The 15179-nt window shown below is 69.6% G+C and carries 7 protein-coding genes; 5 read left to right on the plus strand and 2 right to left on the minus strand.

What is annotated here, in order from left to right; translation table 11 throughout:
• Positions 1–138: 138 nt before the first annotated feature.
• From AC0CH3_RS16190 to AC0CH3_RS16210, 5 genes are all read left to right on the plus strand, one after another.
• Positions 139–9099, plus strand: coding sequence for a BapA/Bap/LapF family large adhesin (locus AC0CH3_RS16190; RefSeq protein WP_465238064.1), 8961 nt, complete (start codon positions 139–141; stop codon positions 9097–9099).
• 116 nt (positions 9100–9215) lie between these two features.
• Positions 9216–10526, plus strand: coding sequence for a TolC family protein (locus AC0CH3_RS16195; RefSeq protein WP_333995119.1), 1311 nt, complete (start codon positions 9216–9218; stop codon positions 10524–10526).
• Complete coding sequence (locus tag AC0CH3_RS16200) at positions 10523–12661, plus strand: type I secretion system permease/ATPase (RefSeq protein WP_354303670.1); 2139 nt, start codon at positions 10523–10525, stop codon at positions 12659–12661. Before AC0CH3_RS16195 ends, AC0CH3_RS16200 begins: the two co-directional genes overlap by 4 nt.
• On the plus strand, positions 12658–13845 hold the full coding sequence (locus tag AC0CH3_RS16205) for an HlyD family type I secretion periplasmic adaptor subunit (protein ID WP_354303672.1): 1188 nt from the start codon (positions 12658–12660) through the stop codon (positions 13843–13845). Before AC0CH3_RS16200 ends, AC0CH3_RS16205 begins: the two co-directional genes overlap by 4 nt.
• On the plus strand, positions 13842–14297 hold the full coding sequence (locus tag AC0CH3_RS16210) for a MarR family transcriptional regulator (RefSeq protein WP_354303674.1): 456 nt from the start codon (positions 13842–13844) through the stop codon (positions 14295–14297). The genes AC0CH3_RS16205 and AC0CH3_RS16210 overlap by 4 nt, the downstream gene beginning before the upstream one ends.
• Before the next feature lie 19 nt (positions 14298–14316).
• Here AC0CH3_RS16210 and AC0CH3_RS16215 read toward each other — a convergent pair whose 3' ends face one another.
• Both AC0CH3_RS16215 and AC0CH3_RS16220 read right to left on the minus strand, forming a co-directional pair.
• Positions 14317–14478, minus strand: coding sequence for a hypothetical protein (locus AC0CH3_RS16215; protein ID WP_200916158.1), 162 nt, complete (start codon positions 14476–14478; stop codon positions 14317–14319).
• A 130-nt stretch (positions 14479–14608) separates the two neighbouring features.
• Positions 14609–15094 carry a PilZ domain-containing protein gene (locus tag AC0CH3_RS16220; protein WP_465238065.1) on the minus strand — a complete coding sequence of 162 codons (486 nt, stop codon included), beginning with the start codon at positions 15092–15094 and terminating at the stop codon, positions 14609–14611.
• Positions 15095–15179 lie beyond the last annotated feature (85 nt).

Consider the following 15179-nt stretch of genomic DNA (forward strand, 5'->3'; position numbering starts at 1 on the left):
TCCGAAAACGGAATCGACGCGGCCGGGCGTCCGCGACCCCCGTTTCTGGTTCCGAGACAATGAAATGATCGCGCGTCGCCGACGCGCGGAGCGGCCGCGGCGCAGTCCGACGATCGTGCACCAAAAGGGGAGAGTCCGATGAACGCCGAAGTGATCCTGAAGTCGACTGGTGCCGTAACCGAAGTTTCGGGTGACGTCGTCGACCTGACTGCGCCGAGCATCGTCCGCCTCGATCTGGCCCGCGCCGATGTCGCCACGATGGAGCGTCAGGGCAGCGACCTCGTCATGCGGCTGGCCAATGGCGAACAGATGCGCGTCGCCGACTTCTATCCCGAGGGCGATGCCGCGGTCCCCCACGACCTCGTGCTGCGCGAAAACGACGGGACGCTCTGGCATGCGCGCACGGTCACCGGCGTCCCGCGCTATGCCGCGCTGCAGGACCTCGACGATCTCCTCGCGGCGCAGGCGGTGGGGGGTGGCGGATCGTCGCTTGCACTCCCGGCGGCGTTGCTCGGGGGTGCGGCTGCGGCGGGTGCCGCTGCGGCGGCGGCGGGTGGCGGCGGCAACGATGATGCCGGCGGCAATACCGGGGGCAATGCCGGTGGGACCACGCCGGGCCAGCCTGCGCCGGGAACCGGCGGCACGACACCCGATCGGGATCCTCCCGCCGCGCCGAGCGTGACCGTGCGCGGTGACGGCGCGCAGATCACCGGGCGCGGCGAGGCCGGTGCCACGGTTCAGGTGCGCGGTCCCGACGGCGTCGTCGTCGGCACCGGCGTCGTCGGCGCGGATGGCGCCTTCACCGTCACGCTGTCGCCGCCCCGCACGGGCGGCGAGCCGCTCGTCGTCACGCAGACCGACGCTGCCGGCAACGTGTCCGCGGCGACATCGACTCAGGCGCCCGACCTGACGGCCCCCGCGGCGCCCACGGCAGAGATCGGCGCGGATGGCGCGGGGATCACGGGGCGGGGCGAGTCCGGTGCGACCGTCACCATCCGCGACGCCTCGGGTGCGGTGGTGGCCACCGCGATCGTCGGCACCGACGGCACCTACACCGCGACACTGACGCCCGCGCAGGCGAATGGCGGCACGGTTTCGGTCACGCAGAGCGATGCGGCGGGCAATGTCTCCGCGCCCACGACCGTCTCGGCGCCCGACATCACCGCGCCAGGCGCACCCACCGCTGCGATCGGCGCGGACGGGGCGAGCATCACCGGCACCGGGGAGGCGGGGGCCAGCGTGACCGTGAGCGACGCCGCTGGCACCGTCGTCGCGACCGCGACGGTTGCAGCGGACGGATCCTACAGCGCCTCGCTGTCGCCGGTGCAGGACTCGGGCGCGCCGGTGACCGTCAACCAGACGGACGCCGCCGGCAATGCGTCCGCCGCCGTGACCGTCGCGACGCCCGATCTGGCCGCGCCCGGTGCGCCCGTGGCGACGCTGGATGCGACCGGGTCGATCGTGAGCGGGACGGGCGAGCCCGGCGCGCGCATTTCCGTCAGCACCACGGGCGGCGGCGAAATCGGCACCGCGACGGTCGATGCGCGCGGGAGCTACAGCATCATCCTGTCGACGCCACAGGGTGACGGTCAGGCGGTGGTCGTGACCCAGACCGATGCCGCGGGCAATGTGTCGCCCGGCACGTCGCTGACCGCGCCGGATATCACCGCGCCCGCCGCGCCCACCGGGATCGTCGCGGCCGATGGCGCGAGCATCGCGGGCACCGGCGAAGCGGGTGCGACGATCACGATCCGCAGCCCCGTTGGCGCGGTCGTCGGAAGCGCCGTCGTGGGTGCCGATGGCAGCTATGTCGCGGTGCTGTCGCCTGCGCAGATCGATGGCGAGGTGCTGAGCGTCCGCCAGGCCGACGCCGCAGGGAACGTGTCGCCGCCCGCGGACGCCGCCGCGCCCGATCTCGTCGTGACGGCCGGTCCCGATGCGCCGACCGCCGCCGTCGGTGCCGGTGGTTCCAGCGTGGCGGGGACCGCCGCTGCGGGTGCGACCGTCACGGTGTTCGATGCGGCCGGGAACGTGATCGGAACGGGCGTCGCGGGTGCCGACGGGGGATACGGCATCGCGCTCGCGCCGCCGCGCACCGATGGCGAGACGATCCGCGTCACGCAGACCGACGGCAATGGCGCGGTTTCGCCGCCCGTCACGGCGATCGCGCCCGACCTGACCGCGCCCGATGCGCCCGTCGCCGTCATCGACGCGACGGGAACCGTCGTCACCGGGACGGGACAGGTCGGCGCCGCCGTCACCGTGCGTGCCGCCGACGGGACCGTGATCGGTACCGCGACGGCCGGCGCGAACGGTGCGTTTGCGGTGGCGCTGACGCCTGCGCAGACCGATGGCACCAGCGTCGCGGTGACCCAGGCGGACGGCGCGGGCAACGTGTCCGCACCGTCGACGATCGCGACCCCGGATTTCGCCGTTCCGCTCGCACCGACGGCCATCGTCACGGCCGATGGTGGCGCGGTGACGGGTGGTGGCGAAGCCGGCGCAACCGTCGTCGTGCGCGATGCCTCGGGTGTCGTGCTGGGCAGCGGGACGGCTGGCGCCGATGGCGCGTTCACGGTCCGCATCGCGCCGGCACAGGCCAATGGCGAGACGCTGAGCGTCACCGTCAGCGACGCAGGCGGCAACGTCTCGCCCGCGACGGTCGTCACGGCGCCCGATATCACCGCCCCGGCACTCCCCGTGGCGCAGATCGACGGCGATGGCGGAACGGTGGCGGGTACGGGCGAGCCCGGGGCGACGATCACGGTCCGCGACGCCGCCGACACCGTCATCGGCACCGCGATCGTCGCGGCCGATGGCAGCTATTCGGTCACGTTGACCCCGGCGCAGACCAACGCCGAAACGGTCCGCGTGTCGCAGGTCGATGCCGCGGGCAACGTCTCGGCATCGGCCTCGGTGGTCGCGCCCGACTTCACCGCCCCCGCACAGCCCAGCGCGACGATCGCCGGGGATGGCGCCAGCGTCAGCGGAACCGGCGAGCCCGGTGCCGCGATCCTGATCACCGGTGCGACCGGCGCGACGCTCGGCACGGCGGTCGTCGCCGGCGACGGCAGCTACACGGCCCCGCTCGATCCCGCCCAGGCCAATGGGGAGGCGCTGCGCGTCGTCCAGACCGATGCCGCGGGCAATGCGTCGGCGCCGTTGCCGCTGACCGCGCCCGACATCACCGCGCCGCCGGCCCCCGGTGCGACTCTCGACCCCAGTGGTGCGGTGGTCACGGGAACGGGCGAGATCGGCGCGCGCGTCACCGTCGTCGACGGCGCGGGAACGCTGCTCGGCTCGGCGGTCGTCACCGCGCAGGGCAATTACAGCATCACGCTGTCGACGCCGCAGATCGACAGCCAGGCCCTGAGCGTCGCGCAGCGCGATGCCGCGGGGAATCTGTCGCCCGCCACCGGCCTCACCGCGCCGGACATCACCGCACCGGGCGCACCGGTTGCGCAGGTCGGTGCCGATGGCGGCACGGTGACGGGGACCGGCGAACCGGGCGCGACCGTCGTCGTCCGCACGCCTCTCGGGGGCGTCGTCGGCACCGCGATCGTCAACGCCGACGGCAGCTATTCGGTCGCGGTGACACCCGCGCAGATCGATGGGGAAGTGCTCGTCGTTCGCCAGACCGACGCTGCCGGCAATGTCTCGCCGATCGCGACGGCGGTCGCCCCCGATCTGGTGGCGGACACGGCCCCCGACGCGCCGACCGCAACGGTGGGTAGCGATGGCGCATCGGTCGGCGGCGTGGCGGTCGCCGGCGCCGCGATCACGGTCTATGATGCGACGGGTACCCAGATCGGGACGGGTGTCGCAAACCCGGACGGGAGCTATGCCGTAGCGCTGAACCCCGCGCGGATCGACGGCGAGATCGTGCGCGTGACGCAGACCGACGCCGATGGCGACGTGTCGCCGCCTGCGACCGCAACCGCCCCCGACCTGACCGCGCCAGCCGCACCGACGGCGGCGATCGACAATACGGGTGCGGTCGTCACCGGCACCGGCGAGCCCGGCGCGACGATCACGATCAGGGCGGCCGATACTACGCTGGTCGGCACCGCGACGGTCGGCGCCAACGGTGCCTATGCAGCGACGTTGACCACGATCCAGATCGATGGCGAGGCGCTGTCGGTCGCGCAGATCGACGTGGCGGGCAACGCGTCGCAACCGATCGCCTTGCGCGCACCCGACTTCACCGTGCCCGCGGCACCCGTCGTGCAGATCGGTGGCGACGGCAGCGTCGTGACGGGGACGGGCGAGGCGGGCGCGACGGTGACGGTGCGTGATGCGGCGAACGTGGTGGTCGGAACGGCGACGGTGGCGGCCGATGGCAGCTTCACCGCGACGCTGACGCCGGCGCAGGCGAATGGCGGCACGATCAGCGTCGTCCAGGCGGATGCCGCCGGCAACGTCTCCGCAGCGGTTCCGCTCGTGGCCCCCGACATCACCGCGCCCGCGGTACCGGTGGTGCAGATCGCGAATGACGGCAGCGTCGTGACGGGTACGGGCGAGGCGGGCGCGACGGTGACGGTGCGCGATGCGGCGAACGTGGTGATCGGGACGGCGACGGTAGCGGCCGATGGCAGCTTCACTGCGACGCTGGCGCCGGCGCAGGCTAATGGCGGTACGATCAACGTCGTTCAGGCGGATGCCGCCGGCAACGCCTCCGCAGCGGTTCCGCTTGCCGCGCCCGACATCACGCCTCCCGCTATACCGGTGGTGCAGATCGGCGGCGACGGCAGCGTCGTGACGGGTACGGGCGAAGCGGGCGCGACGGTGACGGTGCGCGATGCGGCGAACGTGGTGATCGGCACGGCGACGGTTGCGGCCGATGGCAGCTTTACCGCGACGCTGACCCCGGCGCAGGCGAATGGTGGTACGATCAGTGTCGTTCAGGCGGATGCCGCCGGCAACGCCTCCGCAGCGGTTCCGCTCGCGGCGCCCGACATCACTGCGCCCGCGGTACCGGTGGTGCAGATCGCGAATGACGGCATTACGGTAACCGGAACCGGCGAGGCCGGGGCGAGCGTGACCATCGTCGTGGGTGCCGTCACCGTCGTGACGCCAGTTGCCGGCGATGGCAGTTTCACCGCCACGCTGAGCCCGGCGCAGGTCAATGGCGAGACGATCACCGTCACCCAGGCGGATCCGGCGGGCAATGTGTCGGCAGCCGCGATCATCGTCGCACCCGATCTCACGGTCCCCGCTGCACCCACGGCGACGGTTGCGCAGGACGGCGCCAGCGTCGTCGGTACTGGTGAAGTCGGCGCGCGGATCGTCGTCACCAACGCGGCAGGCGGGGTCGTCGGCGTCGCGGTCGTTGCGGACGATGGCAGCTATAGCGCAAGGCTCGATCCACCATTGCTGGACGGCGAACGCCTGACGGCGACGCAAACCGATGGCGGTGGCAATATCTCGCCGCCCGCGGTCGCGGTCGCACCCGACCTCACCGCGCCTCCGGTCCCGACGCTTATCGTCGCGAACGACGGCGCCTCGGCCAGCGGTGTCGGCGAGGCAGGCGCGACGGTGACGTTGCGCAACCCGGATGGCAGCGTCATCGGCAGCGTCGTGGCGGCCGGCGACGGCAGCTTTACCTTCGCGCTTTCGCCACCACGTCTTGATGGCCAAATCCTGTCGGTGACGCAGGCCGATGCGACGGGCAACGTGTCGGTGGCCGCGTTCGATGCCGCGCCCGACACAACCGCGCCGGCCGCACCAACTGCGGCCATCACGACGGATGGAACGACGGTCCAGGGCGTCGGCGAGCCTGGGGCCACGGTAACGGTCAGAGGCGTCAGCGGCGTGCCGCTGGGCAGCGGCATCGTCGCCGCGGACAGCAGCTATTCCATCGCGCTCGGTTCGGTGCAAGCCGATGGTCAGGCGTTGCTCGTCAGCCAGCGCGATCCGGCGGGCAATGTGTCGCCCGACACGCCGGTCACGGCACCCGATGTCACGCCCCCGGCGGCGCCGACGGCAATTGTCGCGATCGACGGGGCAAGCGTGACGGGTGTGGGCGAAGCGGGTGCGACGGTGACGATCCGCGATGCCGACGGCGTGCTGCTGGGAAGCCAGGTCGTTGCGATCGATGGCAGCTATACGGTGACGCTGTCACCCTCGCAGACCGATGGCGAATTGCTCAGCGCCAGCCAGCGTGACCTGAACGGGAATGCGTCGCCGACAACGTCGGTGTTCGCGCCGGATACGACGGCCCCCGACGTCCCCGTCGCCATCGTGTCCGCGGACGGGACATTCGTCACAGGCCGTGGCGAGCCCGGGACGACGGTGACTGTTACCGGCGCTGGCGGCGGAACGCTCGGCACGGCGACCGTGGGGGCCGGGGGGACATATGCGGTTGCGCTGTCATCTCCGCAGATCGATGGCCAGACGCTGAGCGTGACGTTGACCGATAGCGCGCGCAACGTCTCGTTGCCCGCCACGCCGATTGCCCCGGACGGCACCGCGCCACTCGCGCCGACGGCGAGCATCACCGCAGACGGCACCGCGGCGGTCGGGGTCGGGATCGTGGGTTCGACGATCACCGTCACCAACGCCGCTGGCCTGGTGCTGGGCACCGCGATCGTCGCTGCCGATGGCAGCTACTCGGCGCCGCTCGATCCGCCGCAGCGCAACGGCGAACTGCTCGGCGTCGTCCAGGCGGACATCGCCGGCAATTTTTCGCCGAGCATTCCAGCCGTCGCCCCCGACACGACCGCGCCCGCTGCGCCGGCCGCCGTCGTCGGCAGCGAGGGGACTGTCGTCGTCGGCAGCGGCGAGCCGGGCGCAACCGTCACGATCACCTCGTCTGGCGGCGTCGTGCTCGGTACGGCGGTGGTCAGCACCGCAGGTGCCTATGTCGTGACGCTCGCAACCGCCCAGCGTAACGGCGAGACCGTCGTCGCGACGCAGAGCGACGGGGCCGGGAACATCTCGGGCAGCGCGACCGCGGTCGCCCCCGACCTCACCGCGCCGCCGCCGCCGACCGTGACGGTCATCGCGGACGATGGCACGGCGCTGACGGGCCGTGGCGAAGCCGGTGCGCGCGTCGAGGTGCGTGCGCCTGACGCCACGCTGCTAGGCACCACGACCGTCAACGCGGATGGCAGCTTCGCCGTCGGTCTCGTCCCGGCACAGACCGCGGGCGCGACGCTGAGCGTGACGCAGGCCGATCTCGCCGGGAACGTGTCGTTGCCGTCGACGATCGTCGCACCGTTCGATATCTCGGCATTCGACAATGTCGATACCGCGGCGGTCGACCTGCTGCCGGCCACGACCGCGGTGAACCTCGGCCAGGCGGACTATCTGGCGTTGGTGTCGCTGAACGTCGTCAACCTGCAGGCCGAAGTACTGACGACGGGCAATGTCCGGTTCAGCGTCCAGCAGGGGCACAGCCTCGATGCCGTATTCACCTTCGGCACCGTGGCCGACATCGAAGTCGCGGGGTCCTATGTGGTCGCGGTCCAGCGGCTCGAAAACGGTCGCTGGGTCTCGGTCAACGGGACCGGTGCGGCATCGCTGCTCGAGATCAACGTGATCAACGGCGATCTCGTCGCGACCAATACGCTGGGGCCGGGCGAGTATCGCGCCTTCGCGACGGTGCAGGGCGGGGCCGCGGGTGTCGCCTTGCTGAGCACGCTGAACGTGACGGGTGTCGATTCGAATTTCACCGCGGTCGCCGGCGCTGCCCCGATCCCTGCGACCGGCAACGTCATCACCGAGGCGGGACCGGGCGGTGAGCTCGACATCGTCGGTCCGGGTACCCGCGTGGTCAGCGTGACCGTCAACGGCGTCACGACCGAACTCGCGCCCGACGGCAGCACGGTCACTGGTGCCTGGGGAACGCTGACGATGAACCGCGATGGCAGCTACAGCTATGCGCCGACAGCGGATGTGGCGACGATCGGGAAGACCGATGTCTTCACCTATACGCTCATCGATCCGACCGACGGGGAGCGTGCGAGTGCCAATCTGTCGATCACGATCGGCAGCCCGGACATCGGCGGCGCGCCGGTCGCGGTCGCGGACCAGGCCTTCGCCGACGTCACGTTCCAGAATGTGGTGACGACATTGCCGCCGGCGCAGGCGTTCTCGTTCTCCGCCGGGCTTACCGGTTCGCGCAGCGGCAGCTTCGCCGTCGCTCCGAACACGTCGAGCGACATCACGATCGTTGCGGATCGTCAGGCGGGTCTCGGGCTCAGCGTGCTGCCGCAATACACGGTCACGATCCGCAATTCGAGCGGCGCGACCGTGCGAACGGCATCGGCGACCGCGGTGGCGAACGGTCTTCTGGGCACATCGACCTTCACCTTCGACGATCTTCCTAGCGGCGCGTACACCTATACCGTCGCGAGCCAGAGCACGCTGTCGCTGGGCAGTTTCGCGACGAACGTGTCGCTCGGTTCGAGCACGACCTTCCTCGATCAGTTCACGCTGGCGAGTGCCGAAACGGCGACGGGCAATCTGCTCGCCAATGACAGCGCGAACACGGCGTTCGCCGCGATCCGCGTCGATGCGGGTGGGGGTTTTGCGGAGATTGGCGCAACACCCGTCACGCTGACCGGCACATATGGGACGCTGACCGTCAACGAGACGGGGGGCTATGTCTATCAGCCAAGCGCGTCGCTCGGCTATTCCGCGGTCGATCTCACGGACAGCTTCACCTACCAGCTCGTCCAGCCCAACGGGGTCGCTTCCAGCGCGGTATTGACGGTGACGATCGACGTGCCGGCGGACGGTCCTGCGGTTGCCCCCGTGTCGGCAACGCTGTTCGCCGCATTCGCCGCGGGCGAGGACGGCGCGATCCCGCTGGACGCGCTGACGCTCGACAGCGGCGAATCAGTGATCGTGACGCCCGACGGCGCCGCAATCGGCCTGGCCGCCTATGATCTGTTCGAGGGGAAAGGCGAATTGGAGGACGTACTGTGGCACTATCTGACAGAACCGCAGGCTGATCCGGCAAGCGATACAGCCGAATTCGTTCATCCGGCTGCGGTTGAAAACACGATGCTCCCGGTGGTCGAAGACCCGTTCAGCTTCCTCGCGACGCTGCCCGATCAGGACCAGAACGGAACTGTCACCAATCATGTCGTATAAAAGTCCAAACTCGGGAGAATATAGACCCAATTCAGGATCTTATCGTCGATAGACTTTATAAGATTTGTTAATGATCTCTGTCCCTTTCTGGTCGGCATGAAAGGGACAGGGATATCGTGATCAACCCGAATCTTGCCGGCGCAATGCCGTTTGTTCTCAGTATCCTGCTGGTTGCCACACCGTGTGCGGCAGGGCGTGCGGCGGATGCATCGCCGGTGACGCTGGAAGGCGCTGCGCGCGAGGCGGTCGAATGGCATCCGTCGCTGATCGAGGCGGCGGGAATGCTGGCGGCGCGGGGCGAGGACGTCAAGGCGGCGCGGGCCGGCTATCTCCCCACGATCAGCGCTGGCGTCGGCAGCGGCTATGACAGCCGGGTGTCGGGAACCCTGCGTCCACGGCCGCAGGTCGGCGCGTCGCAGATGCTGTTCGACTTCGGCAAGGTGTCGAGCGAGATCGCGGGGGCGAATGCAGGTACGCGGATCGGCCGTGCCGAGATGCTGCTCGCGGTCGACGCGCTCATCCGCGACACGGGCTATGCGATCATCGAGTATCAGCGCGCGGCGGCGCAGCGCGACATCGCCCGCGAACAGGCGCAGCGGGTCGAGGAGATCGGCGACCTGGTCGGCAAGCGCGCCGCGCTCGGTGCGGCGACGCGCTCCGACGCGCTGCAGGCGCAGGCGCGGGTCGAGGCGGCGGTCGCCAACGTCGCGACGGCGGAGGCCGCCGAGCGGCGCTGGGCGAGCAACCTGGCCTTCCTGCTCGGGCGCACCACGCCGCCGCCGTCGGTATCGGGCGACGTGCCCGACTGGCTGATGCGCAGTTGCGCGGGCCCTGCGCCGGTATGGGATGCGGTACCGTCGGTGATGGCCGCGGACGCACAGGCCGAGCGCGCGGTCGCGGCGCTGCGCCGCAGCCGTGCGGATCGCTACCCGACCGTATCGCTGGGCGGGGACGCGTCGACCGACATCACCGCGCCGTTCGGCGACCGCGGCATCTTCAATTTCGGACTGCGCGTCTCCAGCAACATCTTCGGCGGCGGCATCACGCGCGCGCGCGTGCGCGGCGCGTCGTACGAGCTCGAGGCCGCGCAGGCGGCGACCCGGCGGATACGCAACGAGAACAGCCAGCGCTTCGCCGAAGCTCGCCAGCAGATCGACAGCCTGTCGCAGGTCGTCGCGACGCTCGAATCGCGCGAGGGCAACATGCGCGAGACGGGGCGTCTCTATCGCATCCAGTATCTCGAAATGGGCACCCGCACGCTCGTCGACCTACTCAACGCCGAACAGGAGTTGCAGCAGGTCCGGTTCGAGGCGGTGAACATCCGGCAGAACCTGCGGCGGCTCCAGGTGGATTGCCTTTTCCTGTCCGGACGGATGCGCGACGCCTTCCATCTTTCCGGCACGTCGGTGCGCGGGGTGATGCTGTGAGCACGCAACTGGCAAGCGTGCCCGCGCTCGAGGGCTGGCTCGATCTGCTTGGCCGGGTCGCGCGCCATTACCGCCTGCCGGTGTCCGAGCAACGCGCGCGGCTGGCGGCGCAATGGGATCTCGGCGGCGATGACGAGGCGCGGATCCGGACGCTTGCCCGCGCGACGGGTCTCGGCGTCCAGTTCGTCCCGTCGAACGCGATGCGGCTGACCAGCTGGCGCCTGCCCGCCATCGTGCGCCTGAACGACGGCGAGATCGCGCTGATCGAGGGGATCGACGCGGATGGGTGCGCGCGGCTCGCGATGCCCGGCGATCGCGGCGGGCAGGCGCGGCTGTCGCTCGACGCAGTGCTCGACGGGGCGACCAGCTTCGTTGTCCCGCGTCCGTCGCGCTCGGCGCCGGACGCACGCGTCGACGCCTATATCCGCCCGTTCGAAGATCACTGGCTCCGCGACATCCTGATGGCCGATGCCGGCTCCTATGCGCATGTCATGGTGGCGTCGGTGGTGACGAACTGCCTCGGGCTGGCGGGCGTGCTGTTCTCGATGCAGGTCTATGACCGGGTCGTACCGGCGGGGTCGATCCCGACGCTCACCATCCTGTTCGTCGGCGTCCTGATCGCGATCGGGTTCGATTTCGTGTTGCGGCGTCTGCGCACCGATATCGTCGATGTGCTTGGCAAGCGCGCGGACCTGCGCATCTCGGACCGCGTGTTCGGCCATGCGCTGCGCGTTCGCAACCGCGCCCGTCCGGCCTCGACCGGGACCTTCATTGCGCAGCTTCGCGACCTCGACCAGGTCCGCGACATGCTGACGTCGACGACGGTGGCGACGGTGGCGGATCTGCCGTTCTTCCTGCTGTTCCTCGGCGTGCTCTGGTATGTCGGTGGCGCGCTCGCGCTCGTGCCGCTTGCCGCGCTGATACTGCTCCTGCTCCCCGGCCTTCTCGCGCAGCGCCGGTTGCGCCTGCTCGCGACCGAATCGATGCGCGAATCCTCGCTGCGCAACGCGATGCTCGTCGAGGCGGTGCAGGGGATCGAGGACGTCAAGGCGCTGCAGGCCGAAGACCGCTTCCATCATCAGTGGAACCATTACAACGCGGTCGCCGGAGAGGCCCAACTGCGTCTGCGGGGGCTCACCAATGGCCTCTCGGTGTGGACGCAGAGCGTGCAGAACGGCGTCTATGCCGCGATCATCTTCGTCGGCGCGCCGCTGGTCATCGCGGGCGACATCACCACCGGCGTGCTTGTCGCGACCTCGATCCTGGGGTCGCGGATGATGGCGCCGATGGCGCAGGTGACGCAGTTGCTCAGCCGGTTCCAGCACGCGAAGGTCGCGATGGGCAGCCTCAACCAGATCATGGCGCTCCCCGTCGACAGCGCGGACGCCGATCATCGTATCCCGCTGCCTGCGGCGACGGGCGACTTCACGCTGCGGTCGGCGGTGTTCACCTATGCCGATCCCAATGCACCGCCAGCGCTGACCGTCGCCAGTCTGGACATCACCGCCGGCGAGCGGATCGCGCTGCTCGGTCGCAACGGCGCGGGCAAGTCGACGCTGCTTCAGGGGTTGTCGGGCATGCTCCAGCCCGTCTCGGGTGAAGTCCTGATCGACGGGCTCGCGCTGCACCAGGTCGACCCCGCGGACGTTCGCCGCGACATCGGCCTGCTCACGCAGCACAGCCGCCTGTTCCACGGGACGCTGCGCGAGAACCTCACGCTCGGGGCGCCCGCCGCGTCCGACACCGAGATCGTCCAGTGCCTCGCGATGGTCGGTGCGAGCGCGATGGTCAGGCGTCTGCGCGACGGGCTCGGCCATGTCGTGCAGGAGGGCGGGCGGGGGCTGTCGGGCGGCCAGATCCAGGCGCTGCTGCTCGCGCGGATGCTGCTCCGCCAGCCGACGATCGCGCTGCTCGACGAACCGACCGCGTCGATGGACGAGGGGACGGAGCGACATTTCATCGAGCAGCTCGGTGCCTGGAGCTGCACGCGGACGCTCGTCGTGGCGACTCACCGGATGCGGATGCTCGACATCGTCGACCGGATCATCGTCATCGACAATGGCGCGGTGATTCTCGACGGACCCAGAGACCAGATTCTTGCGAAGATGCGCGGAACGCGGAGTGCGGCGGCATGACCGGGATCGCGATCGACGACGACCATCTGTTCGGGGGAGAGGGCGAGACACGGCTCACGACCGCGACGCGGCTCGTGTGGATCCTGGCCGCTCTGTTCGTCGCGGCGCTCGCCTGGGCCTGGTTCGCAGCGCTCGACGAGGTCGCGACCGGCGAGGCGCGCGTCGTGCCGACCAGCCGCGAACAGGTCATCCAGTCGCTCGAGGGGGGCATCCTGACCAAGCTGTCGGTGCGACAGGACGATATCGTCAAGCCCGGGCAGTTGCTGGCACAGCTCGATCCGACCCAGGCGGGCTCGACCGTCGAGGAGAGTGCGGCGAAATATCGCGCGGCACTCGCCAGCGCGGCGCGGCTCCAGGCGGAGGCGAACGGAACCTCGCTGACCTTCTCCGCCGAACTCGATCGCTTCCCCGATCTCAAGGCGGCGGAGACCCGGCTGTACGAGACCCGTCGCCGCAGCCTTCAATCCTCGTTGCAGCTGATCGACCAGAGCCTGTCGCTGATCGGGCGCGAGGTGGCCATCGGCCAGTCTTTGATCGCGGTCGGTGCGGCGAGCAACGTCGAGGTGCTCCGGCTGCAACGCCAGCGCGCCGAGCTCGAACTCAAAAAGGCCGACCTGCGATCGCAATATATGGTCGAGGCGCGGCAGGATTTTGCCAAGGTGACGGAACAGGTCGATTCGCTCGCCCCCGTCGTCCGCGGCCGATCGGACACGCTGTCACGGCTGACCTTCCGGTCGCCGGTGCGCGGCGTCGTCAAGAACATCGAGGTGTCGACCGTCGGCGGCGTCGTCCCGCCCAACGGCAAGTTGATGGAGATCGTCCCGCTCGACGAGCGCCTGCTGATCGAGGCGCGCATCCAGCCGCGCGACATCGCCTTCATCCGTCCCGGCCAACCCGCAAGCGTGAAGGTCACCGCGTATGATTATTCGATCTATGGCGGTCTTGCCGGCACCGTCGCGAGCATCTCGCCCGACACGATCCGCGACGAGGTGAAGCCCGATATCCTGTATTACCGGGTCTTCGTGCGAACCAAGGCGGATTCGCTGACCAGCAAGTCGGGCCGGCAGTTCGCGATCACGCCGGGCATGGTTGCGACCGTCGACATCCACACGGGGAGCAAGACCGTGCTCCAGTATCTGCTCAAACCGCTGAACCGGGCACAGGAGGCGTTGCGCGAACGATGACCGACAGCGCACGCCGTCTCCACAATTCCGATCCAGGGACGAACCGCGCGCAGATCCCGCCGGTCCTGCTTGCACGGGCACGCCAGGCGCGTCGGCTGCGTGCGACGATGAGCGCGTTCCTGCCGCAGGACCTGCTGGTCGATCCGGCGTGGGACATGATGATCGACCTGTTCATCGCCGCCGGCACCGGCGAGCGGCTCTGCGTCAAGGATCTGATCCTTCTTTCGGGGGAAAGTCCGGCGAGCGCGATGCGGCGGATCGACCGGCTTCAGCAGGCGGCGCTGCTTGCGCGGCATGCTGATCCGAAGGACCATCGCCGCGTCCACGTCACGCTGACCGACACCGGTCTGACCGCAATGGCCGCGATGCTCGAGCATCTGTTCGATCGTGGCGAGGAAGCGGAGGCCCCGGCGACCCCCCGGTCGTTTCGGCCGGGCGCGCTGCGCGGCTGAGGGCCGATCGATCGCGACGTCACCCCGTTACGCAGGGCTCCTCGTCGAACGCCAGCGCGAGATACATGTTGGCCAGCGCGTAGTGGCTCGCGCACGCATTCGGATCGTCGGTCGCGGCGGCCATGGCGATTTCCCGCTCGGCGCGCCGTTCATAGTAATTTCGATCCTCGTCCGTCACCACGACTTACCTCTGCACCTTGCGTTCCGTTTGATGTCCGCCGAAGCGATTGCCCGCTTTCTGGGCGGGTCCTAGTCCGCAAGCGGTGCCGTCGCAAGGCCGTTCGTTCCCGTTACGTTCAGTGTTTGCAGCATCACGCCGCCGACCGCGCAAGCAGGCCGGTAACCGCGACCAGCGGCTTGGAGAGCAGCGTGTAGCACTGCATCGCGGCAAAGCATGCGGCCCCGAGTCCGATGATCACGAGGCATGCGAACTGAAACGTCGAGGACAATCGACGGTTGCGATCCGCCTGTTCGGCCGTGCGACGCACGGTGGTGTCGCGCGTTTCGCTACGTCGTTCGGCTGCTGCGGGGCGGCGGTTGAGGACGGGTTCGCTCAGCAGCGTGGCAAGACCGACGGGATCCTGCATGCGAACGCCGAAGCGGTTGCCGCCAACCCAGTTCACGCGGCCGATGATGATCAGCGTCCCGCGCCGGATGTCGACATAGGTGCCGATCGGCGGCGGGGCGATGCTCGACAGCAACAGGCCATGGTCGGACACGTCGTGAATGCACCCGCTCGACCATTTGCCGCCGACGTTGATCCGGCACGGTATCGACAGTTCCTTCAGCGCCGCCACGACACATCCGATCCGGTTTCTGCAGGCGTGATCGACCGGGCGTCGATGCCCACGCGCCGCCTGTCCGGGCCTGCGGCCGGGCTGT

Source organism: Sphingomonas sp. AC449 (genome assembly GCF_979253475.1).

Bases quoted from the DNA above. Each gene is read 5' to 3' on its own strand.
- AC0CH3_RS16210 (WP_354303674.1), top strand. From the start codon at position 13,842: ATGACCGACAGCGCACGCCGTCTCCACAATTCCGATCCAGGGACGAAC.
- AC0CH3_RS16205 (WP_354303672.1), top strand. From the start codon at position 12,658: ATGACCGGGATCGCGATCGACGACGACCATCTGTTCGGGGGAGAGGGC.
- AC0CH3_RS16190 (WP_465238064.1), top strand. From the start codon at position 139: ATGAACGCCGAAGTGATCCTGAAGTCGACTGGTGCCGTAACCGAAGTT.